General features: G+C 43.5%; 14 protein-coding genes and 7 tRNA genes. 17 read left to right on the top strand and 4 right to left on the bottom strand.

Annotation, left to right across the window (positions count from 1 at the left end; all coding sequences use genetic code 11):
* Positions 1–20: 20 nt before the first annotated feature.
* The 9 genes from dnaQ (at position 21) to N473_RS03170 (ending at position 3069) form a co-directional block, all read left to right on the top strand.
* On the top strand, positions 21–731 hold the full coding sequence (gene dnaQ, locus N473_RS03210; RefSeq protein ID WP_039608460.1) for a DNA polymerase III subunit epsilon: 711 nt from the start codon (positions 21–23) through the stop codon (positions 729–731).
* A 13-nt stretch (positions 732–744) separates the two neighbouring features.
* On the top strand, positions 745–2115 hold the full coding sequence (locus tag N473_RS03205; RefSeq protein ID WP_039608461.1) for a TIGR03503 family protein: 1371 nt from the start codon (positions 745–747) through the stop codon (positions 2113–2115).
* A 224-nt stretch (positions 2116–2339) separates the two neighbouring features.
* Positions 2340–2416 (top strand) — tRNA-Asp (locus N473_RS03200).
* A 26-nt stretch (positions 2417–2442) separates the two neighbouring features.
* Positions 2443–2519: transfer RNA gene (locus N473_RS03195), tRNA-Asp, on the top strand.
* A gap of 29 nt (positions 2520–2548) precedes the next feature.
* Positions 2549–2625 (top strand) — tRNA-Asp (locus tag N473_RS03190).
* Between the two features lie 29 nt (positions 2626–2654).
* Positions 2655–2731 (top strand) — tRNA-Asp (locus N473_RS03185).
* Positions 2732–2780: 49 nt separating this feature from the next.
* Positions 2781–2857, top strand: a tRNA-Asp gene (locus tag N473_RS03180).
* 24 nt (positions 2858–2881) lie between these two features.
* Positions 2882–2958: transfer RNA gene (locus tag N473_RS03175), tRNA-Asp, on the top strand.
* Between the two features lie 34 nt (positions 2959–2992).
* Positions 2993–3069: transfer RNA gene (locus tag N473_RS03170), tRNA-Asp, on the top strand.
* Positions 3070–3277: 208 nt separating this feature from the next.
* On the opposite strand, the gene N473_RS03165 is transcribed toward N473_RS03170, so the two are convergent.
* The 3 genes from N473_RS03165 to N473_RS03155 all read right to left on the bottom strand — a co-directional run bounded on the left by N473_RS03165 (position 3278) and on the right by N473_RS03155 (position 9196).
* Complete coding sequence (locus N473_RS03165) at positions 3278–5008, bottom strand: HEAT repeat domain-containing protein (protein ID WP_063366693.1); 1731 nt, start codon at positions 5006–5008, stop codon at positions 3278–3280.
* A gap of 11 nt (positions 5009–5019) precedes the next feature.
* The gene (locus tag N473_RS03160) at positions 5020–6948 is read right to left on the bottom strand and encodes a hypothetical protein (RefSeq protein ID WP_063366692.1); all 1929 of its coding nucleotides are present in this window, start codon (positions 6946–6948) and stop codon (positions 5020–5022) included.
* A gap of 154 nt (positions 6949–7102) precedes the next feature.
* Positions 7103–9196 carry a winged helix-turn-helix domain-containing protein gene (locus tag N473_RS03155; protein ID WP_081220921.1) on the bottom strand — a complete coding sequence of 698 codons (2094 nt, stop codon included), beginning with the start codon at positions 9194–9196 and terminating at the stop codon, positions 7103–7105.
* Between the two features lie 163 nt (positions 9197–9359).
* Between N473_RS03155 and N473_RS03150 the strand changes: the two genes are divergently transcribed.
* From N473_RS03150 to N473_RS03135, 4 genes are all read left to right on the top strand, one after another.
* Positions 9360–11609: a DUF5916 domain-containing protein gene (locus N473_RS03150; RefSeq protein WP_063366691.1), complete on the top strand. Its 2250-nt coding sequence runs from the start codon at positions 9360–9362 to the stop codon at positions 11607–11609.
* Between the two features lie 84 nt (positions 11610–11693).
* Positions 11694–12590, top strand: a complete 897-nt coding sequence (locus N473_RS03145) for an SMP-30/gluconolactonase/LRE family protein (protein ID WP_081220920.1) — start codon at positions 11694–11696, stop codon at positions 12588–12590.
* 94 nt (positions 12591–12684) lie between these two features.
* Positions 12685–13269, top strand: a complete 585-nt coding sequence (locus tag N473_RS03140; RefSeq protein WP_063366690.1) for an ABC transporter ATP-binding protein — start codon at positions 12685–12687, stop codon at positions 13267–13269.
* Positions 13270–13277: 8 nt separating this feature from the next.
* Positions 13278–14354 carry a DUF6136 family protein gene (locus N473_RS03135; RefSeq protein WP_063366689.1) on the top strand — a complete coding sequence of 359 codons (1077 nt, stop codon included), beginning with the start codon at positions 13278–13280 and terminating at the stop codon, positions 14352–14354.
* Between the two features lie 49 nt (positions 14355–14403).
* Here the strand turns inward: N473_RS03135 and fadE are convergent, their stop codons facing one another.
* Positions 14404–16854, bottom strand: coding sequence for an acyl-CoA dehydrogenase FadE (gene fadE / locus N473_RS03130; protein ID WP_063366688.1), 2451 nt, complete (start codon positions 16852–16854; stop codon positions 14404–14406).
* 201 nt (positions 16855–17055) lie between these two features.
* Between fadE and N473_RS03125 the strand changes: the two genes are divergently transcribed.
* The 4 genes from N473_RS03125 to N473_RS03110 form a co-directional block, all read left to right on the top strand.
* Positions 17056–17346 (top strand): DUF6419 family natural product biosynthesis protein, encoded by a 291-nt coding sequence (locus tag N473_RS03125; protein ID WP_063366687.1) that lies wholly within the window; start codon positions 17056–17058, stop codon positions 17344–17346.
* Positions 17347–17405: 59 nt separating this feature from the next.
* Positions 17406–18536, top strand: coding sequence for a 4-phosphoerythronate dehydrogenase (locus N473_RS03120; RefSeq protein ID WP_063366686.1), 1131 nt, complete (start codon positions 17406–17408; stop codon positions 18534–18536).
* A gap of 2 nt (positions 18537–18538) precedes the next feature.
* On the top strand, positions 18539–19555 hold the full coding sequence (locus N473_RS03115; RefSeq protein ID WP_063366685.1) for an aspartate-semialdehyde dehydrogenase: 1017 nt from the start codon (positions 18539–18541) through the stop codon (positions 19553–19555).
* Between the two features lie 268 nt (positions 19556–19823).
* Positions 19824–22865 (top strand): FimV/HubP family polar landmark protein (locus N473_RS03110; RefSeq protein WP_331247884.1); only part of this gene is annotated, 3042 nt, incomplete at its 3' end.

The following is a 22865-nucleotide window of genomic DNA, read 5'->3' as shown; positions in this document are numbered from 1 at the left end:
AAAGTTAGGCAGCCAACGGTATGCAAAAAAGACAAGTAGTACTCGATACAGAGACCACCGGCATTGACCCCAAAGCCGGACACAGAATCATTGAAATAGGGTGTGTAGAATTAGTTAACCGACGCCTTACCGGTAATAACTTCCACGTGTATATCAATCCGCAACGAGATATTGAAGAAGAAGCCATTGATGTACATGGTATTACCAATGAGTTTTTACGTGGAAAACCATACTTTCATCAAGTTGCACAAGAGTTTCTAGACTATATTGAAGGTGCTGAACTGGTGATCCACAATGCCCCGTTCGACGTGGGCTTTATGGATCATGAATTCGCAATGCTTAATCAGGGCTTCCCAACGACCAATGACGTGTGTGAAGTACTTGATACATTAGTTATGGCCCGTGGCTTGCATCCTGGTCAAAAGAACAGTCTTGACGCGCTGTGTCGACGTTATGATATTGATAACTCGAAACGTACGCTGCACGGCGCATTACTGGATTCTGAGATTTTATCAGACGTTTACTTGGCCATGACAGGAGGTCAGAAAAAACTAAATCTGGCACAACAGCTTGAAGGTCAACAACAGAGCGATACTGGAGGGATTAGACGATTGGCAGCTGATAGACCAAAGTTGCGAGTGATCCATGCCAGTGAAGATGAAGAGATTGCACATAAAGAAAGAATGGAAATAGTTAATAAGGCATGTGGCCAAAGCCTATGGCAACAATAACGAGGTAAGATTAATGCGCATTTGCTTAGCAGTGTTGTTTACGTTTTTAAGTTGGTTGGCTTATTGTGAAACGCCAGACATTACGATGTTAGAACGTGATGGAGTATCAAATGAAATCCCGCTGCTAGATAATCGATTTCGCATTGACTACAACGTTGATAAAATCACTTTGCTATTTTTTAGGGCGCCTGGCGCCCCTGCCGTGGTGCTTGTGAGGCCGGATGGCAGTAAAATTTATTCTATTCACTCTGTAAAAGATGAAAGTCTAGAGTGGTTTGATGAGATTAGTTACGACCTCATTATTATAGATAAGCCAATGCCCGGGCCTTGGCAAGTCCTTGGGCAGATCATGCAAGACAGCCGAATTATGGTATTAGGCGAAATTGAGTTGGCTGTCGATCCCTTACCGCCGCTACTTTTTCGCGGTGAAATGTTGAAGGTGAATGGCCGGGTGACCAATGACGGAAAGTCGATTGATGTGGGTTACTTCAGAGATGTGGTCACTTTGTATGTTGAATTTGTCAGCACCAATAATGAGCAGTATGCGAACTTTGGTGCGGGCACACAAAGTGTGACTGAGTTCAGAGATGATGGCCGAGATTTTGATGAGCGGCCACTCGATGGAATATTCACAGGCGAGTTTAGGCTGGTTTTCCCTGCCGGAGAGTGGCAACCCGAGTTTTACATTGAAACACCGATCTTAAAAAGGCGAGTGGTCAAAGATCCTATTGTTATAGCCGAGCCGCCATTTAGCTTTGAACTGCAATTGGCAGATGATGAAGAGTTTGAGCACGAGCTTGTGATCAAACTTAACCGCGAAATCGTCAAACCAGAGACTGTCATTTTACAGGGGAAGATCCTTTACCCTAATGGCGAAGAGCAACTATTTACGCTCGATGAGGCCGAGCGATTTTATCGCCAACTGCAAATAAAGAATTATGATTGGGGGCGTTACAGCATCCAGCTATCGGCATTTGGTGAAAATATCAATGGCCGTGAGTTTATGGCATCCATACCGGACTATAATTTCGAAATAGAGCGCCCGATTGAAAAGGTGCCTGAATTAACTAAACCCATAACGCCTGCCGAATTACTAGAACAGCCAGAACCGGTTGAGCCGGAAACAAGTCCTGTGCTCATCGTTACGATTGTCGTTGTGGGTAATTTATTGGTTTTACTACTGGGCTGGTTGGCAATAAGAGTGTTTGTGCAAAACAAGCCACTGAAATTCTCAATTCCGTTACCGACTTCATTACCATTTTTGAAGAAAAAATCGAAAGATGAGGATGACGAGTTGGTCGTTGGTGAGGAAAATAGCGCCGAAGGGGGTGACTCCGACTCAGGTGATGTACTAAATTTATCCATGTCGGATGATAAGCGATAACTTTTTTAGCTCAATGAGTACAACCGATGTGAGAGCCATAACCCGTATAGTCGCTTTTTTTGATTGAGTTCTATACAAGGTGATGTAATTTTCATCGTGCAACTGCATTTATCGCTAAAAATTCAGTTTTTTTCAAAAAAATAGTTGACTCTGAAAGGGGTCATTCGTATTATTCACGCCGCTGTCAGGGAGCACACCTTGTCAGTGAGATACAAAGTTATCGCGGAGTGGTAGTTCAGTTGGTTAGAATACCGGCCTGTCACGCCGGGGGTCGCGGGTTCGAGTCCCGTCCACTCCGCCACTTAATTTTGTATCGCGATGTAAGCTGGAGTGGTAGTTCAGTTGGTTAGAATACCGGCCTGTCACGCCGGGGGTCGCGGGTTCGAGTCCCGTCCACTCCGCCAACTCGCTTACATCTGTGCATTGCTTCTTTGGAGTGGTAGTTCAGTTGGTTAGAATACCGGCCTGTCACGCCGGGGGTCGCGGGTTCGAGTCCCGTCCACTCCGCCATTTAATTAAAGAAGCAAGCTAAATCACTTGGAGTGGTAGTTCAGTTGGTTAGAATACCGGCCTGTCACGCCGGGGGTCGCGGGTTCGAGTCCCGTCCACTCCGCCATTTGGCTTTTTAGTGTTTTAGCAAAAAAATATGACAATACGCTTACTGCGGAGTGGTAGTTCAGTTGGTTAGAATACCGGCCTGTCACGCCGGGGGTCGCGGGTTCGAGTCCCGTCCACTCCGCCATTTAGCGTAAAAAGATATCTCTGCGGAGTGGTAGTTCAGTTGGTTAGAATACCGGCCTGTCACGCCGGGGGTCGCGGGTTCGAGTCCCGTCCACTCCGCCATTTGATATCTTAAAGAACATATACATACCACTGCGGAGTGGTAGTTCAGTTGGTTAGAATACCGGCCTGTCACGCCGGGGGTCGCGGGTTCGAGTCCCGTCCACTCCGCCATTTATGTTTTTAAAACATATTTCTCCTCTTAGTTTTTAAATTCCCTTAAAATTCTATTAAATTGTCTATTCAGAACCTAAATTTTTAAGCATTGGTTGAAATTAAATATTGATGTCTGATCTACTTATCTCGTTGGGTGGAAGCAGCAGGGCTGCTTATATGCTTTTAAAGGGCTATGATTGAACAGGGCATCCATGCCCATTGTTGACTAGTTATGGCCGTGGATAGCGCTCATAAGCGCTCTGAGGACTTGCTGATCGCGCTCTTGTTTGAGTAGTGGTTTGAGTTTTTCTTTAATCTCTTGATTATGAGGCATTTGCTTTGCGGCTGCATTGATGGCTGCAACTCGTACTGTATTACTTTGTTGCTTTTGCGCAAACCCAATGACTTTGTCTATTTGTGGCTCGGAGAGTTGATTGTTCCCCATGGCTGAGAGCAAAGCTTGCTGTGTGTCTGTATTAGGTTCATTTTTGAGTGACTTTTCTAAGTAGCCTAGGCTTACCTCATTTGGCATGTTTCCCAATGCTTGTGCGGCTTTCGCGCGAAGCTTCGCATCATCATTACGCAGGAACTTAGAAATACTCTCTTGATGTGTCGCATCTGCACTATTGCCTAATGCCGTTAGCAAAGTGGCCTGCTTTTTAGTATCGCGGGTGGTCACGAGTCTATCTGCAAGCGAAGCGGTTAGCGACTGGGCAAACTCACTGCCCGCTTGGTTGCTTGCTATAACGCCCAAGACCATTAGCGCTGTGCGTGCTAGTTTTTCGTCGCTTGTGGTCAACTCTTCACTGTCTATATGACTGTAAATAGAATCAACGAGTTTTGGTGACAAAGGTTGCTCGCTATATTTCAAGGCCATTAAGCTACGAAATCGTTGATTGGCATCGAGTTCCGTATCTAGGTATAGATCAGCTAATAATTGATGGGCATACGTAAAATCACTTTTACCAATCATGAGTAGTAAACGACTGAGCTGTTTATCTTCGAAGGTGCCTTGTTTTATCAAGCTGTGTAATGCATTTAAATGTATTTGGTTATCATAGATAAGCTGTAGCAATGCCTCTGTAGATAGAGCGCGTAAGTCTTTGCTTAACAATAAATTAGTAAAGCTTTTTGCGCTAGCAAGTGGCACGGGCTTTGGTTTAGGGTAGACACTACTTTGGGGGAGTTGAGGCCACTGTTGTGGTGACAGCGGTAATGACATTAATGCGATATCGGCGGCAATAGGTTGCTGTTTTTGCTTATATTTGATCGTTTGATAGACGTTGATATTAATATCGCCTTTTGCGCTTTCTACCAAGGTATTGTTGTAGCCTTGTAATTCACTTATCCAACAATCTGTGATGTTTAAAGTAAATAAGTCCTGTTTTATCTCCGGTTTTTTGAAGGAAAATAACTGAGTACCTTGGGTTGTTAACGTATAGCTCAGCTTTTGCTTTTGAATTGCCTGATTAGCCAGAGTTTGGTAATGGACTCGATAACGGCCTAAATTGTCTGTTTCTTCGAGAATTTTAGGTGCGCTTAAATCGACCTGCTTTAAGTGCTCAACATGAAATTGCTGATAGATAGCCATTAACTTTTGTTTATCTTCAGGTTTGAGCTTGGCAGCAAAATGATAGTCTAAAATATCGCCTGATGAGGCAATTTTGACTGCAAACGGCACGCCGTAATACAGTGCTTGGATAGGCGTATTGTCGAGCTGTAATACAGCAGAGGATAATTGTAAACCTAGCCAGTAATGTTTATCCGTTTTTAGTAATGGTCGGTATACCAAGTCACCTGAAACTGAGAGTTTATTTTGACTCGGTGTATTAAGAGTGGTCATTTTTGTATTTGCATGCGTTGAAAACTCGCCCCAGCGTGCACACTCTTGGCTGGCATTAACACTGCCAAAAGGCAGTGTTAATGTGCAAAGTAATAATGGAGTAACCCGATTCATACTTTACTCGTTTAGAACTTAAAACTATCGCTGTAATCTAGCATTTGCCATGTTTTGTTATACAAAGCACCCGTGTCATACAGTGTTTTTGTTGCAGTTTTGGTTGGGAATGAACAGCAGAATTCATAACCTGGGTATTTCACCCATAAGTAGAGTTCGCCTTCGATGGCTTTCATATGGTTGCTCACATCAATGCCATAGGTGATCTCAGAATCACTGATGGCTTTACTGATGTCAGTATAGGCTGTGGCAGATAAGGTTTCAGAAATAATTAAGAAGTCGATACCGATACCACCACTGGCAATTAATAAATCAATGCCTGCTGTCGCATAGGCATCTAGACTTGCAGTTAAGATATCGCCACCAATGCTAAAACGTTGATCTTCATATTTGAGCTCAGCACCTACGCCAACTTCACCTTTGATACCTGCTGAGACGCTGACCGGGACAATGGCAATGGTAAAGGTGGTTGAGAACAGCTTTTGTTCTTCACTCCAGTCATGTGTATAGCTTTCGTCCAATGCGCTGACGGAGTCTGATTCAGAGATGAGAGACTTACCTAATAATGATACGCCCATAGAGTAGCTAAAAGTACCATTGGCACCATCAGCAATTCCACTGGCTCCAGCGGAAAACAGGTCGACGCTGTCGTCAAACATATACAGATCAAAGCCACCGCCGCTTGATGCCCAAGCGTAGCCGCCATCTGTGGCTTTTAAAATAATCAGAGACAGGAAGCTTGGCACCACAGCGACCTTAGACTTATCACCATAAGTATTGCCAAAGAGGTCTAACAGGATGAATTGTTCAGCTGTTTGTTGGTTAATCGTGAACGCCAGATCATCGGTTGGCATGCTGCGTGAAAATAGATTCTCTGGCGCTCTATTGCTCGTTGGGAGATTGTGTTTTTCTAGTATATCGTCACTGGGCGTGGTGTCTCGATATAGGCTGTACGGCACTTCTAGTGTGTAGCTATTATTGTTTGTGAGCGATTCATCAAACTCTGAGGTATCGTGCAATGTAAAGCGGATATCAAAGGTATTATCACTAGAGTTTGCATCGTATGCTTGTCTGATTTTGTGTAATAACGCGCCGTTTACTGCGATGTCGTAAGGAAAATAGTGACTTTGCTCAAACTGAGCAAAAGTGATGCGCATTTTTTCAGCGTAATGTTCCTGTCCTTCTTGCCAGAAGTGGGCGGTATATGCTTGATCTTCAATGATGATTTCGGCAGTAACGTCTGCAGAGTTGACCGTGTTACCAAATTTACTGGCATCGATATGACCGATGATGTCAGAGCGTTTTTGAGATGGGTTACCTTCTGACTCAGCATCTCTAGGGCCAAGTTCTGGGAACATGGCAAAGCCATCACCGACAGTCGCTTTATCAAGCACAAAGTCATGATAATGTGACGAGTCAATAGTGATTTGAGCATAGGTCGTTAAATCATTGCTGTCATGGCCACGTGAACGGTTATCGTCTAGGTTAGCCTCGTCAACAATGCTCTTGGCACTGTCGACGTAAGCACCAATTAAGTATTCACCACTGGGCATTTGTTCATTTGGAAACATGAGCGTGGCTGTGAAGCTTTGCGTGCCGGCTTGCAGTTGTTCGATATGATGAACCCCTAAATTAAATCCCTCAGGTGCATCTTCAGTCTCAAGTTGTGCAACCTTATCCTTCGGGATTGCCATGAAAGTAACACCAATATTTTGCGTGTCTAACAACTCTGAGCTAATCGTGTAATCGAGTGTAATCGGTTGACCTGGCTGGTAAAGAGTTTGCGAAGGGGTTCTTAGTTCGGTTAGAGCCACATTTGGCACCGGATCAGTGTGCGTGCTTATTTCAGGCGCGATGATATTGAGTTTATTGTCACTCTCACTGAAACAAGCGGTGAGCAAAAAGGGCATAGTTAATGCAAAATACTTAGAGCGCATCATATTAATTTCACTATTTCTAATTATATTTCGGCATTTTTATCATGAAAAAGAGGAATGATTGTGGAGAGTTATCAGGTAAATGTGCAATTTTTATGAAAGGTTGGCTAAATTTTTATAAGCCAGCGTTATTCTGCTGGCTTAAATATGTGGGCCTTTAAGTGCTGGGTAGTTGTGGCGTAATTCGTTTTATATCAGCCTCTACCGATTCCATTTTTGCGACTCTAAGTGCGCCATCAGGCGTGATATCATAGTGCCAAATTAATGGTTCCTGTCTTATTTTTGTCAACTTATTAGGGGCCGATAAGGGCAACTTCCAAATGATGTCTGTTTTTGACCAAGTGGATTGCCAATATAACTCGCCATTAACTAGCCGAGGGTTTTTAATCATGTGGACGGCATGTTCTGGTAGTTCAATCAGCGGCTGCTTATGCACATCAAAATTTGCTAGAGACTGAGATAAGTGTAGCGCATTGCCGTGTAGAACAATCCAGTTTTGTCGCTCGGAGTCAAAGGTCAAAAAGTCAGATGCAAACTTTGTTCGGCTGAGTAAGTTACCATCTAAATTAAACGTGTGAACAAATTGCGTGTCACTGGACCAGATGTTTTGCTGATCTAGCCAACCAAATTGTGTAGGCATTTTATTGTGCTGACTATCAAAGCTGACAATGACATCTTCTCTATCATAGAGAACAAGGTTTTTGTCACGGTTTGATAGGATTTTACTTAGTTGTGGATCCCAAGCTAAAAAGCTCACTAGCTCATATCCTTTGTGAAAGGATAGCTGCTTTAACTGGTTGTTCGAGTGAAGGTAAATTTCGCATTGTCCGGTTCGACGAGACATGAAAACGGTTTCGCCTAAATTATTAGTAACCGGAAGAAAGTCATTACTAGAGCTTGAAAAAATAGGCAGGTTGTCTTGATCGCGTATATTCACTTGCCATGTTTCGGCCGCAGTATAAATATCACCCCGTTGATCAATAGAGAGGTTGCTAAACATGCCTTGTGATGTGGCAAATATAGGATATGTCTGACCGTTTCTAAGTTTACCGATTAAGTTGTGATGCGCACTGTCATCATTACTGACAATACTTTGCTTGTCTGGGTCAAAGTTAAATAACCATACTGGGAAATCCCAAGTCATGTGGACTTTGCCATCCAAACTAACTAAACGAGAGTTATGTTCAGTATCGGTAATAAGATAATAGATTTGTTCTTCCCAAGCGCGTATTGCACCAACATACTTTTCATCCGTGGCTTTAGGGAGTGGGATCTTGACTAACTGTTGCTGTTCAATACGGTACAAGTAAGCGTTATGACCCGTTTTTTCAATGATGGTCAATACGAGCTCATTATCAGATTGCCACACAGGCGGGCGGATCAAGTAACAGGGGATAGGAACGCTGCTGTGTAGTGTTTTTGCCTCATCATTAATGACATGTAAGATGCATTTGTCTCCTTGATACTGCCAAAAGGCAAGTTGCTTTTTATCAGGGTGCCAAGTGGGATGCGCTATGCGTGTATCAAATTGACGGGTGTGTTGATATTTACCTGTTTTATCAGTGATTTTTAAGACATTAAATTGTTCAATATATGCTAGCAAATCATATTGAGCGTGTGCTGTGACATTAAATTCAACACCTAATTCATAGGTGATGTCTTCACGTTCATAGTGCGGTGTGCTGATATCATCAGGAGTTGATGAAAAAAAAGCGATGGCACTAAAACAGGCACCCGTGGACAGCGTCAGTGCCCAGCATCGTTTCTTGGTCAATAGCTGTTGGATTTGACTCGATAGAGTTGTTTTGGCTTGCTGTGAAAGTACTTCTGCTGTGGCAACGTTCGAGGTGTTTGGGAAGGGACGCTCGGGTATATCTATGAGCGAAACCTCGGGTAAAAACATATATCCTTTTTTTGGTATTGTTTTGATATAAAGTGGGTTTTTAGCGCTGTCCTGCAGTTCTTTTCTTAACTTAGTCAGTAATTGATAAAGGCTGTTTGCTTCCACAATTGTGTCAGGCCAAAGCTGGCTATTCAGCATGTGCTTGGTAATGACTTGGCCCTGCTGTGTTATGAGCAAGGTGAGTAAACGCGCAACCTGCGGCTCTAGCTTACTTACAGAGTGGGTTTGTGTATTCCACAACTCATCCTTGTCATTAAAAAATTGCCAATGGGCAAACTGAAAACGAGAGTTTGTTTTATTACCAATCTGTTTTTGGCTGTTTTCAATAGCAGTACTTTCACGATCCATCTTTCAACCTTGTTGTCATATTAGGCTCAATCCAAAGGTAACCATGTTCAGCTTAAAGTCAATCTTGTTCAGCCATTTAAAACTAATCTTCAGAAAACCATAAGCTTTTAAACGATAAATATTTGCTTATATAACAGCCTTCTATAGATGTGGGGAAAATTGAATGAGCGTATTAAAGCACAGTTTTGCCGTAGTGATAGCGGGTTTATATCTGCCAGCAAGTCATGCTAATTCACTCATAATTGACGGTAAGCTTGATGAACACGTTTGGCAAACAGCACACAATATTGAATCGTTTTTTCAAGTTGTGCCAGCTACACACGCTATGTCAAACGATAAACTAAGTGCGAAGATTTTTGCTGATACTGCTGGCATATATATCGGTATTACTAATTATCAAATTGAGGGGCGTCGTAAGAAACAGTTTAATTTGCAAGATGGTTTTATGCAGGCTGAATTCAATCGTATTTATCTCGATTTCTCTGGTGATGGCAGTAGTGCCTATCTCTTTGCGACCACATTGGGCGGCGGCAAGCAAGATGCGGTTGTAACGGCACAGCGATCAACAGACCACGATTGGGATGGTGATTGGCAAAGTGCTTACTATGAATCTCAAACGTATTGGAGTAATGAGGTTTTTATTCCATGGCACAGCGTGTCGTTTTCGCCAAAGTTAAATGCGGCAGGGTTGGCTTCTATCGGTGTGGGGATCCAGTTATATGAACTGCATTCAAATCATATTTTTGCGAATCAAAAGCAGACGATTGCTAACAGTGACTTTTTCCTGAATATGCCCAAGGTAGATATCGCAATACCAGCTCAATCTCAGCTAAGTTTTGTGCCTTATGTGACACATCAACATCACTTTACAGAAAGGCAAAATAAACGCAGAGAATCAGATGTGGGTTTTGATTTGTTTTACAAACCAGCTCACAATCAAACTTTGTCGATAGCCGTGAATCCCGACTTTGCGCAGGTTGACAGTGATGATGTTGATGTTAATTATTCCGCAGTAGAAACGTTGAGAACCGATAAAAGACCCTTTTTTACGCAAGATATTAGCGTGTTTAACATCGACGTATTGCAGGATACCAAATTGATCCACACTCGCAGGATCGGTGCTGGAAGTGATGATGGTAGCGAGCTTATAACGCCGATTGATGGGGCTGTGCGATTTGTTCATCAAGGTACACATAATCAGTGGGGAGGCTTTGCGGTACACGAAAATAGCCTCAAGAATGAAGCTGGAAAGCAATTTTATGCAGGTCGTTACAGCTATCGCAGCGCCAATTGGCGAACCGGTCTACTAGCGGCACATGTCGACCGGCCTTGGTTTAATCGCCAAGCGCACAGTTTGGCATGGGACAGTCAGTTTCAAAATGAAAAGTGGTCGATGCAAAGCGCTTTTTTAGTTAGTCAAATTGATGAGGTGCAACGCAAAACAGGTAATGGTGCGTCATTCAATCTAGGTTATCAATTTTCAGCAAACACCCGCGCCTCTGGAAAGTACCTGCGCTTAAACAAGCAATTTAATAGCCGTGATATGGGGTATATGAAGCGCAATGATTGGCAATATATGAGCCTAAATCTAAGTCACGCAACCAACATCAACAATGATTGGCTAACGCGAATTAGACATACCTTTGAACTGTCGTATGAAGCCAATACTCAAGGACTAAAACTGTCATCTAAGCAGGGTTACCAGTCAGAGCTTATGATGAATAATGGCGCACAGTGGACAGTGCGAATAGATTATCGTGATACAGGATGGCAAGACAATATTGGCGCGCAGAGTGAGCCCTTCATGCTGCCGAGTGCTTTGGAAACTCGCGTACTCTATCAAAGCGCTTACAATGGCAGTTTTAGTTGGGCTGCGAGTATTGAATTTGATCAAGAGGGTCTGTCGGGGCACGCTCAACAATATGCGCTTGATATGACCTGGATGCCGCATGAAAATTGGAATATAAAGTTCAATAATTTCTATCGTATTGGGGACGGCTGGTTGGTTGCGAATAAGCAAAACCAAATCACTGAATATGATAGGCGCTATTTTGTAAATAGCATCGAAATATCGGCGTTGTTAGCGGATAATTTAGAACTATCGGCGAATGTTCAGTGGTCGGTTTTAGAGGCCGCCAGTAAAGATGTTTTTCAAATCACAGAACAGAACTTAGTCAGATTGAATGAATTGGATACCAGTTTTGTTGATAAAGGCCTGATGTCTCAGTTTAAATTACGCTACCGTCTGGGCGCTTATTCTGATATTTATCTTGTTTACCGCCGAGGTGGGCGAGACATAGCGTCTTTACAGCGTATGCAGGTCGGCGATCAACCATGGCTTGAGGGGATTGAAGAAAATTGGACTCAGCCAGATGAAGACAGTGTGATTTTTAAAGTACGTTACCTTTTTTAGTCTGTGACATAAAGACGTGAAGAAATCTCAATTCACAACGTAGTAGGCAAATTGCATACTGAATTTTTTACCAAGGAGCGAGCGATGAGAGTAATTTTGGGCACTGTGTTGTTAATGGCTGGATTGGCTGGTTGCCAAAGTCTAGAGCCATCTAATGAGGTCTTATACCAATCTCAGGACTGGATAGCTGATGGCGTGTTTACATCAGGTATTGAAGGACCGGCTGTAGATGCGCAAGGCGTACTATACGCGGTGAATTATAAAGAGCAGGGTACGATCGGTCAGATCACAGGGCAAAATAATGCATCGTTATATGTCAAGCTTCCTAAAGGCAGTATAGGTAACGGTATTCGCTTTGATAAAAAAGGCAATATGTATATTGCGGATTATACGCAGCACAATATTTTGCAAATCACACCGCAAAAGCAGATCCGTGTTTTTGCGCATGAGTCAACAATGAATCAGCCTAATGATATTGCCATCGCCAATGATGGCACCTTGTATGCGAGTGACCCAAATTGGCAAGGTGGCAATGGGCAGGTATGGCGCATTAGTTCGACAGGGCAAGTTGAACGCTTAAAAGCAGATATGGGCACAACCAATGGCATAGAAGTCAGCCCGGATAATACCGTGTTGTACGTGAATGAAAGCGTTCAGAGAAAGATTTGGGCGTTCGAAATCAGTAACAGTGGGCAACTGGGTGAAGCAAAATTGTTTTATCAATTTGCCGACCATGGCCTTGATGGAATGCGTACCGACGAACGTGGTAATTTGTATGTTGCGCGCTATGGAGCGGGTGAAGTCGCCATTTTATCGCCTCAAGGCGTATTAATGAGAACCGTTAAATTGAAAGGCCAATACCCTACAAATGTCGCTTTTGGAGGAGTATCAGGTCGACAAGTTTTTGTAACAATGCAAAAACGTGGTGCCATTGAAAGTTTTTATAGTGAGTACGCAGGTAGCGCAGTAACGTCGCTATAAATGAATTGTTTAGATAAATTTTGCAACACTTTAGCGATTTAAAAGTAAGTGGGCTACTTGTTAATATGCACTAAAAATAATAAGTAGTCTGTGTATGATCAAAGTTGAAAATCTATCTAAAGTGTTTGTCCATAAGCCCATTTTTGAAAAATATCATATCGAATTTAGTGCCCCTAAAGTGTGCTTAGAGGCCCCGAATGGATTGGGTAAAAGTACCTTGTTTTCCATTATTGCAGGGCTTGATCGCGCTTATGCGGGCATAGTGCATTATGATGGTGAGCGCCTTAAGACACCACAAGATAAAGTCGCTTTAGCTTCAGATAATATTAAGTTTCCCGCTTTTTTAACTGCAAAACAGCTGTTAACCATGACTCAGCAAAGCTGGCAATGTCCTTTTCCTGAGCAATTAATCGAATTACTTGGCTTTTCTTCTTTTTTAGATACCACATTTAGCGCGCTGTCGTCTGGTAACCAAAAGAAGTTACAGTTAATAAATGCTTTGATGCGTCAAACTCCTTATCTCATATTGGATGAACCAAGTGCTGCTCTAGATCATCAAAGCACTCTTCATCTCATCGAATATTTAGAAGATTATCAAGGGCAGATCCTGATCAGTTGCCACGAGCCCAAACCGTTTTTTGATATGGGGTTTGTGCCTCAACCGCTATTTTCAAGCTAGGAGGGCACTTGGTCCATTATTATCGATATAGATTTAGCGCGTTTAAGGTGGAGCTGAAAGAACTACGTCGTCAGTTGGCTGAATTTTCTTTGCTGTTAGCGACGCTATTTTTTGTTTACTTACCTGGTTTGGCCTTAGGGGTCTTTTTTGCGCTTGGCAAAATTGTGCAATATGAATCAGAGTCGGATGTGATCTATATGACATTTGGCTTTTTACTTTTGCAAAGCCTGTTGCTGCATACCTTAAAAAGCGCTGTGCTAGATACGGCGCATCGCAACTACCATGGTACTTTACTAAAGTCGAGAATTCATCAATGGGTAGCTGATCAAGGGTTGTTACTTCTGTGCCATGTGCTGTTTTTATTTGCTTTATTTTTAGCCGTATCAATGGGGCTACAAAATCTACTTCAGTCACCTCAGCTTGTGATGTTTATGCTGGCTCAATTGGCATTAGCAACGGCTCTACTCTATCGCCCAATCTCTGTATTTGTGGTATTGATTACAGCGTGTTTATTGATGTTTGTATGTGAGAGTTTCACGACGTATTATGTTGCTTTGGCTGTGATTTTTGTTGGGTCTTTATTACTTCCTTGTCATTACAAAGCCGTGAAGTTGAGCAAGGTAACTGCGCATAGTTTTTGGTGGCAATGGACAATAGAGCAGCCTTGGGCTGTGATCTGGCGTCTTGGTGTGACGATTTTAACCTATTGGTGTATTTGGATTATTGTTACAGAGCGCCCCGACCTGAAGAGTTATTATGCGGTTATGGCACAGCTATTTACCGTGCTGTGGTGGAGCAGTTTATTAATAGATACTCATAAACAGGTCATTAAATATCGTAGCTATTGGCATGCTTTATCTCAGTTTACACAGGTGCAACGCAGCCAATGTATGTTTGTTTTTAGTCTGACATTTATGATGTGGTTTAGCGGTTTAGTATTATTGGGAAGCGGCATATTTGAATTTTTAACTGTGCTTGTGACGCCGGTGATGATGTGGGTTATTTTGCGGGCTGCGCGATATATGGCACTGACGTGGGCTGTTGCCGTGGTAGTACTCATGTTAACTAAAGTATTAATAGCGTAGTTGATAAAAAAGGCCGGATATACCGGCCTTTTAAGATTTAAGCTGCGGCTTATGCTGCGTCGACGTTACTGTCGACTACTCGGGCTTTACCAGCTAGCAAGTCAGCTGGATCAAAATCATCGACATTGATCACCGCAAGTCTTTTGGCCTCGACAGCGGCAAGACTATCTGCTTCTTGTTGAGTAAGGATCCCACTTTCAAGCCCCATACTAGCGACTTTATCTAGTTGCATAAACGGCAGCTTTTGGCCTTTAGCGCGGCACACTTTGTCAAAGATAGGCTCAATGGCCAAGATGTCTTTCAATGTTTGCTCTTGCTTACCGATCAAATTAAGCGGCTCGTCTGTGGTGTAGATGTAATTGGCTAGACGGTCACGCGTTTCATTCGGTGTTTGCAGTAGCTTGGCGATATCGTGTTCCATCTCATCCGTTGGCTTACGCACTGGACGACCAAATGGGAACAATACTAACTTTAACGCCCCACGAAGTGCCATCGATGGCATATTATTAATCAGGTCCGCCAATGCGCGTTGACATAAGTACAAGTGTTCCTGACAAGCCCACTTGACTAGCGGTAGGTCTTCTTTTCTTCGGCCTTCATCATTGTATCTTTTCAATGTTGCTGAGACTAAATATAAATAACTCAGCAGATCACCTAATCTGGCAGAGATGCGCTCTTTGCGTTTTAAAGACCCGCCAAACACCGCCATACAAATGTCAGACATGAGTGCCAATGATGCACTGTAACGCGCAGCATTGCGATAGTAGTCTGCAGTTTCATCATTAAATGGCACGTTGGTAAAGCGACCGCCTGTGATTGCTAACCACTTAGTACGTACAAGGTTAGAAATCGTAAACCCAATGTGTCCCATGAGTGCGTTATCAAAGCTGTCTAACGCTTCTTGTTTGTCTTTGATGTTACATGCGTTTAATTCAGCTAAAACAAATGGGTGGCAACGAATAGCGCCTTGCCCATAGATGATCATATTACGAGTAAGAATGTTTGCGCCTTCAACAGTGATAGCGATAGGCGCACCTTGGTAACCACGGCCCAAGTAATTGTTTGGTCCCAAACAAATCCCTTTACCACCATGGATATCCATGGCATGAATGGTCGCGGCGCGCATTTGCTCGGTGAGATGATATTTCAAGATGGCAGAAATGACCGAAGGTTTTTCGCCTGAATCGACCGCCCCCGTAGACATGCTCAGTGCCGCATCACTGCTATATGCATAGCCACCCAGCTTTGATAGTGCTTCTTCGATACCCTCCATTTTACCAATCGGTAATTTGAACTGGCGGCGGATACGGCTATAGGCACCACTTGCTAATGCCAGTGTTTTTATACCGCCTGTTGAGTTAGAAGGCAGGGTGATGACTCGGCCTACAGACAAACATTCAACCAGCATTCGCCAGCCTTGCCCAGCCATTTTTGGACCACCAATGATGAAATCTAAAGGCACAAAGACATCTTTACCACGCGTTGGACCATTTTGAAACGGCACGTTTAATGGGAAGTGTCGACGGCCAATTTCAACACCCGGTGTTGAAGTTGGAATAAGTGCGCATGTGATACCAATGTCTTCTTTATCACCTAATAAGCCATCAGGGTCTTGCATTTTGAATGCTAAGCCCAGTACCGTCGACACGGGTGCAAGCGTAATATAGCGCTTGTTCCATGTTAAACGTATCCCAAGCGTTTCTTTTCCTTCCCACTCGCCTTTGCATACTACGCCAAAGTCAGGAATAGACGATGCGTCAGATCCCGCTTCAGGTGACGTTAGTGCGAAACAAGGGATTTCATCACCTACAGCGAGGCGAGGTAAATAGTGGTCTTTTTGCTCTTGCGTGCCATAGTGTTGCAGTAATTCACCCGGACCTAACGAATTTGGAACGCCGACGATTGAGGATAGCAAAGTTGATTTACTGGTTAATTTTTGCAGCACACAAGATTGGGCATACGCTGAAAACTCCAGACCGCCATACTGCTTCTTGATGATCATGGCGAAAAACTTTTTATCTTTTAAGAACTGCCATACATTTTGAGGTAAATCGGTTAACTCGTGAGTTGCTTCCCAGTCATCTAACATGGCACACACTTCTTCAACAGGGCCATTTAAGAACGCTTGTTCTTCAGCAGTGAGTCTAGGCTTGGCGAATTGGTGTAGTTTATTCCAGTTCGGATTGCCACAGAATAAATCTGCTTCCCACCAAGTTGTCCCTGCATCTATCGCAGACTTCTCAGTTTCAGACATCGTCGGGGTGACTTTTTTAAAGGCCTTGAAAAGAGGAGCGACAATGTATTGCTGACGGATGTTAGTGACAGAAAATGGGATTGCAATGGCTAAGAATATTAACCAAGACAATGCGCCAAAGGCGTTGGCAAAAGTGCCCACTACCAAAGTTACGGCTGCAATACCTAAGCAGGTATTCCAGCTGGCGCGATGATAACAGGCCGCACTGACCAAGGCTATCAAAGCGATAGTAAATAAAAGTGTCATGTTGTTCTTCCTTATTAGAGGTCTGACCACATGATTAGGCTAGCTTGTCTGACCAGTTATTTCAAGCAAAAAAGCCTTCCAACAATTATTTTAGAAGTCATTTTTTGACCGTACCAGTGTGTTGCGATACTTAAAAATTGTTCAATTGCCAATTTTGTAAACTTATCTATATTACAAAAAAGACCTAAGGAGGGGGTATTTATGCAATTGGGGAATATAAGTATCATCATCATTTCTTTCACTTCCATGTTGCTCAGTGTTGAGGCTTTGGAATATGCAATTTTTATTAATTTTATCAGTAGTGTAGTGTGTGCAGGCTATGCATATGGTGGCGCTCACTATACCGCGCTGTTACTTGCATGGTGCAATGTACATGCATTTGTATTTAGTCCTTTAATCAACGTCTCCGAGCAGCCAAGTGTCAAGGTATTGGTGTTGTTTTTACTGAGTTTAATGTTTGTTGCATTTGGCATAGGTGTAAAGCGGAACTAGGGTCTACACGAGAGCTGAGTTACAATAGAGTTCCGTGCGACGTTTAGGAATAAAATTACATGAAGATCTTGGCTGATCAGAACATGCCTTTAGTGGAAGAGTTTTTCTCAAGTTTCGGTGAGGTGACACGCTTTGACGGGCGTGCCGTGAGTGCAGAGCAGGTTCAGGCGGCGGATGTGCTGTTAACGCGCTCAATAACCCAAGTAAATCAACAGCTACTAGAGACGGCAAATAAATTAAAATTTGTAGGCACGGCCACGATCGGTGTGGATCACATTGATCAAGCCTATCTAGCGGAGCGGGAGATCGCGTTTTCTAGCGCCCCTGGGTGCAATGCGATTGCAGTGGCTGAGTATGTGATCAGTGCTTTATATGCGTACAGTCAAGATCGCGATGTTGAACTGCGTGGTAAAAAACTCGCAATTGTCGGTGTGGGTAATATTGGAGCATGTTTACAACAAAAATTAGCGCACAGTGGTATTGAACTGATTTTGTGTGACCCTGTCCGTGCTGAGCGAGGTGAGTTAAATGAGCACGTCGACATAGATACTGCATTGGCTCAAGCGGATTTCGTGACTTTTCATGTCCCTCTAGTTAAAAGTGGGGCGCATCAAACTAAGCATTTATTAAATAAAAAAAGAATTTCGAAACTTAAACGCGGTATGTTGGTGATCAATGCCAGCCGTGGTGATGTGATTGATAATCAGGCGCTTTTAGAAGCTAAACAAGCAGGGCAAGCATTAGAGTTAATTCTAGATGTGTGGGAAAATGAGCCGAATATTTTGACTGAATTGATGGCGCACTGTTTGTATACGTCAGTACATATTGCAGGCCATACACTAGAGGGGAAAGCACGGGGAACACAAATGCTTTATCAAGCCTTGTGTAAAACCCTAGGCGTTGCACCAACCAAGCAATTGTCTGCTTTTCTACCCGTTCCCGCAGTAAGTCAATGCCAGCTCAATGAGACATTTACTGAGAGAGATTACGGACGTATTGTACATATGATCTATGATATTCGCCGTGATAATGGTTTAATGCGAGCCAATATAGAAAGTCAGGGCTTTGATGTATTGCGCAAGCAATATCCGCCGAGAAGAGAGTTTTCAACATTGAACATCTTATCGCAGCCAACCCATACACAAAAGTTACAGCAACTTGGCTTTCAAGTCGAAATGAATGAGGAATAAACATGTCGCAGAAATTTAACGTGGCGGTACTGGGCGCAACTGGCCTAGTAGGCAAGCAAATCATTGAAACATTGGCTGAAAGAAAATTTCCGGTTGATAAACTATATCCGCTGGCTAGTAGCCGCAGTGCGGGTGAAGAAATTGATTTCATGGGTGAAAAAGTCACTGTTTTAGATGTTGAGGAGTTTGATTTTGCAGACGCTCATATTGGTTTATTTTCAGCAGGTGGCAGTGTATCTGAAAAATATGCGCCGATTGCTGCAGAAGCAGGCTGTGTGGTAATAGATAACACATCACATTTTAGATACGATTATGATGTGCCTCTAGTGGTGCCAGAGGTAAACGCAGGCAGCCTAGCTGATTTTAGAAATCGCAATATTATTGCGAATCCAAATTGCTCGACCATCCAGATGCTGGTGGCATTGAAGCCAATTTATGATGCATATGGCATTGATCGTATTAATGTGTCTACGTACCAAGCAGTATCTGGTGCAGGCAAAGAAGCGGTTGATGAGCTGGCTAAACAAACAGCCAACTTGATGAATGCAAGACCGATGGAAAATGACGTATTTCCAAAGCAAATTGCGTTTAACGTTATTCCACAGATAGATGCATTCCAAGATAATGGCTATACCAAAGAAGAAATGAAAATGGTGTGGGAAACACATAAAATCTTGGGTGATAGTAGTGTGATGGTAAACCCTACCGCAGTGCGCGTCCCGGTCTTTTTTGGTCATGCAGAGGCTATTCATTTAGAAACTCGTATGCCTTACGACTTAGAGCATGTAAAACAATTGCTTACAGAGGCTCCTGGTGTTGAGTTAATTGAGAATGAAGATGATTATCCAACGCCAGTCAGCGATGCAAGTGGTAATGATACCGTCTACGTTGGCCGTCTAAGAGCGGATATTTCGCATCCGATGGGATTAAACTTGTGGGTTGTGTCTGATAATACCCGCAAGGGGGCGGCGACAAATAGTGTACAAATAGCAGAAGAGCTGGTAGCAAATTACCTTTAATCTCATAATTGGGCAAAATGTGATGGCAGCATTTTGCCCCTCTAAATACACAAATCTATCTTTTTACCACCTCCCTGATTTATAAAACATTTTCATTCCAATCCTAAAGTGCTAGGTTGATGTTAAGATTCACTACGCTGACAATGGATATTCCCTAATAACTGGTTTATAGTTTGCAATTGGAATAGAGCTTGCAAAAAGCAAAGATGAGCAAATTTATTATTCACTTACTGGTTGAGTAAGTGGTCACCTTAAACAAAGGAACAGCATGCGCGGTTTAGCCTTATTTTGTATCCTAGCATTGGCTTTCATAACGTCTCCGGCACACACTCAAGTTGGCACAGTGTTGAAGGGTCCCAAGGGTGTCGATTATGGCCTTGAAGGTCGTTCTGTTGGCCCAATTAGGTCTTCGGACACATTGTGGCGCGTAGCACAGAAAATAAGACCCGATGATTCGGTTACGATTTATCAGGTTATGAAGGCGTTGTATGACAAAAACCCTGGTGCGTTTTTAGATCAAAATCTCAACCATATGCGTGATGGCGCATACCTCCGTATTCCAACTCTTGCAGAGATCAGACGTGTCAATCCGGGCATTGCGAAACAAAAGTCGGACCAGGATGACGCGCTGTGGGAACGCAAGAAAAATGGCACTTTAAACCAGTCAGACATAGATGCTGCCAAAAAACGCGTGACGCAGGCGCGTAAAGAAGACGTTGAACAGGCGCAAAAAGCGTTGACCAATCAACTTAGAAATCTGCGTATGGAGCAAGACTCCAAGCTGCTCGACTTACAAAATCAGTTTAAGTCTTCAGTGCAGAATGTGGAAGAAATCTTAGAAGAAAACAATCAGCTTAGAAAGCAACTTAGCAGTATTTCTGATGAGCTGCAAAATGTTCGAGAGCAGCTCGGTAAAGACAGTGAAATCCAGCAGCAATTAAAAGTCGTAATCGATATGCAGAGCGAGATGATTGCTCAGCAAGAAGCGGATAAAAAAGCCGAACAAGAATCAAGTTTTAGTAATGCTTTGTCTAACCCGCTTGTGATTGCCTTGTTGGCGACGATACCAGCTTTGTTGATTGTTGGGCTTGGGTTGATGTTTTTCTTACGTAAACGTAAGCAAGCAGCTGACAGCAATGCTGAAGACGACGAATTTTTACCGCAAGCACCTGTTGCTGCAGCAGCGACAGCAGGAGCCGCTACCGCAGCGGCAGCTGCTGATCCACTTGATTTAGACATGCCAGTAACAGATGACATCGCTCCATTAGATGAAAGTGTTCAACTTGATGATGATATTCTGCCTGAAGATGATGACATCGTATTTGACTCTTTAGACGATGAAGATGATGGTTTTGAAACTGGCAATAGCACATTGGATCAAGATGAGTTAGACAGTTTACTCAATGATGACATTGTATTTGATGACGAATCACCTGCCGAAGAATCTTCAGATGATATCGATGACTTCTTACAACAAAGTTTTGACTCTACAGACGATGCGCTTGGCGATGAAGTAACGTTAGATGTAGAGGAGAGTGCTTCAGATGGGGACGATATTTTAAGTGCGGACGACATTGATGATTTATTTAACGAAGTCGGTGATGAGCAAGACGATACATTAGATGTCAGTGATGATGCGCTGGCGGCGTTGAGTGAAGAGCTTGCAGAAGAGCCTGCGGCATCTGGGTCAGGTGATGATGAGCTTGATTTGGATGATATTGACAGTTTAATCGATGAGGCCGCCGCGGAACCCCCAAAGTCTGATGAGGCTGAGGGAGTAGCTGATAACGATAGTATTTTAAGTGCTGATGATATTGATGATTTGCTTGACGGTGCGTTGGATGAAGAAGAATTAGACGCTGATGATGACGGTTTTGAACTCGATGATGTTGATGGGCTGATCGATGAAGCACAACAAGCTTCAGAAGAGCAACAAGATATCGATGATATGATCTCTCAGGCTGAGCAAGACAACGAGTTGGCTGATGACGACGATATTGATGCATTATTGGCTGAAGCTGGCGAAGAGACCGCGTCAACGAGCGCCCCAGATGATGAACTAGGTGATGTAGATGACATCTTGGCCGAGGTCAGTGACGGTGATTTAGACACAGAGCTTGACGCGGAAGTGGCAGAACCTGCCATTGAAGATGAATTAGGCGATATTGATGACTTGCTTGACGATGTGGGTGAAGACGATTTAGGCACAAAACTTGACACAGAAGTGGCAGAACCCGTCATCGAAGATGAATTAGGCGATATTGATGATTTGCTTGATGATGCGGGCAAAGACGACCTAGGTACAGAGCTTGACGCAGAAGTGGCAGAACCAGCCATTGAAGATGAGTTAGGTGATGTTGATGACTTACTTGCAGAGGTGGGCGAAGACGACCTAGGTACAGAGCTTGACACAGACGTGGCAGAACCAGCCATTGAAGATGAGTTAGGTGATGTTGATGACTTACTTGCAGAGGTGGGCGAAGACGATCTAGGTACAGAGCTTGACGCAGAAATGGCAGAACCCGTCATCGAAGATGAGTTAGGTGATGTTGATGACTTGCTTGTAGAGGTGGGCGAAGACGACCTAGGTACAGAGCTCGACGCAGACGTGGCAGAACCAGCCATTGAAGATGAGTTAGGTGATGTTGATGACTTACTTGCGGATGTGGGCGAAGACGATCTAGGTACAGAGCTTGACACAGAAGTGGCAGAACCCGTCATCGAAGATGAATTAGGCGATATTGATGATTTGCTTGATGATGCGGGCGAAGACGACCTGGGTACCGAGCTTGACGCTGACGTTACAGAGCCTGCCATTGAAGATGAGTTAGGTGATGTTGATGACTTACTTGCGGATGTGGGCGAAGACGACTTAGGTACCGAGCTTGACGCTGACGTTACAGTGCCTGCTATTGAAGATGAGCTAGGTGATGTTGATGACTTACTTGCGGATGTGGCCGAAGACGACCTAGGTACCGAGCTTGACGCTGACGTTACAGAGCCTGCCATTGCAGATGAGTTAGGTGATATTAATGACTTACTTGCGGATGTGGGCGAAGACGACTTAGGTACCGAGCTTGACGCTGACGTTACAGCGCCTGTTATTGAAGATGAACTAGGTGATGTAGATGATTTATCAGGTGAAGAACCATTTGCCGTATCGAACGTTGAAGCTGGTCACCTCGATGGAATGGTAGATGATGAGATTGATGTTCCAGATATTTCGAGTATTCAATCTGATCCGGATGTAGAAGTAGAAGCAGAGCCAGAACTCGAAGCAGAGCCAGAGCTCGAAGCAGAACCAGAGCTC

It is taken from the genome of Pseudoalteromonas luteoviolacea CPMOR-1 (genome assembly GCF_001625685.1).
GTDB classification, from domain to species: Bacteria; Pseudomonadota; Gammaproteobacteria; order Enterobacterales; family Alteromonadaceae; genus Pseudoalteromonas; species Pseudoalteromonas luteoviolacea_K.
The sequence above is the reverse complement of the archived record's forward strand: the minus strand, read 5'-3'. Positions and strand labels throughout refer to the sequence as shown.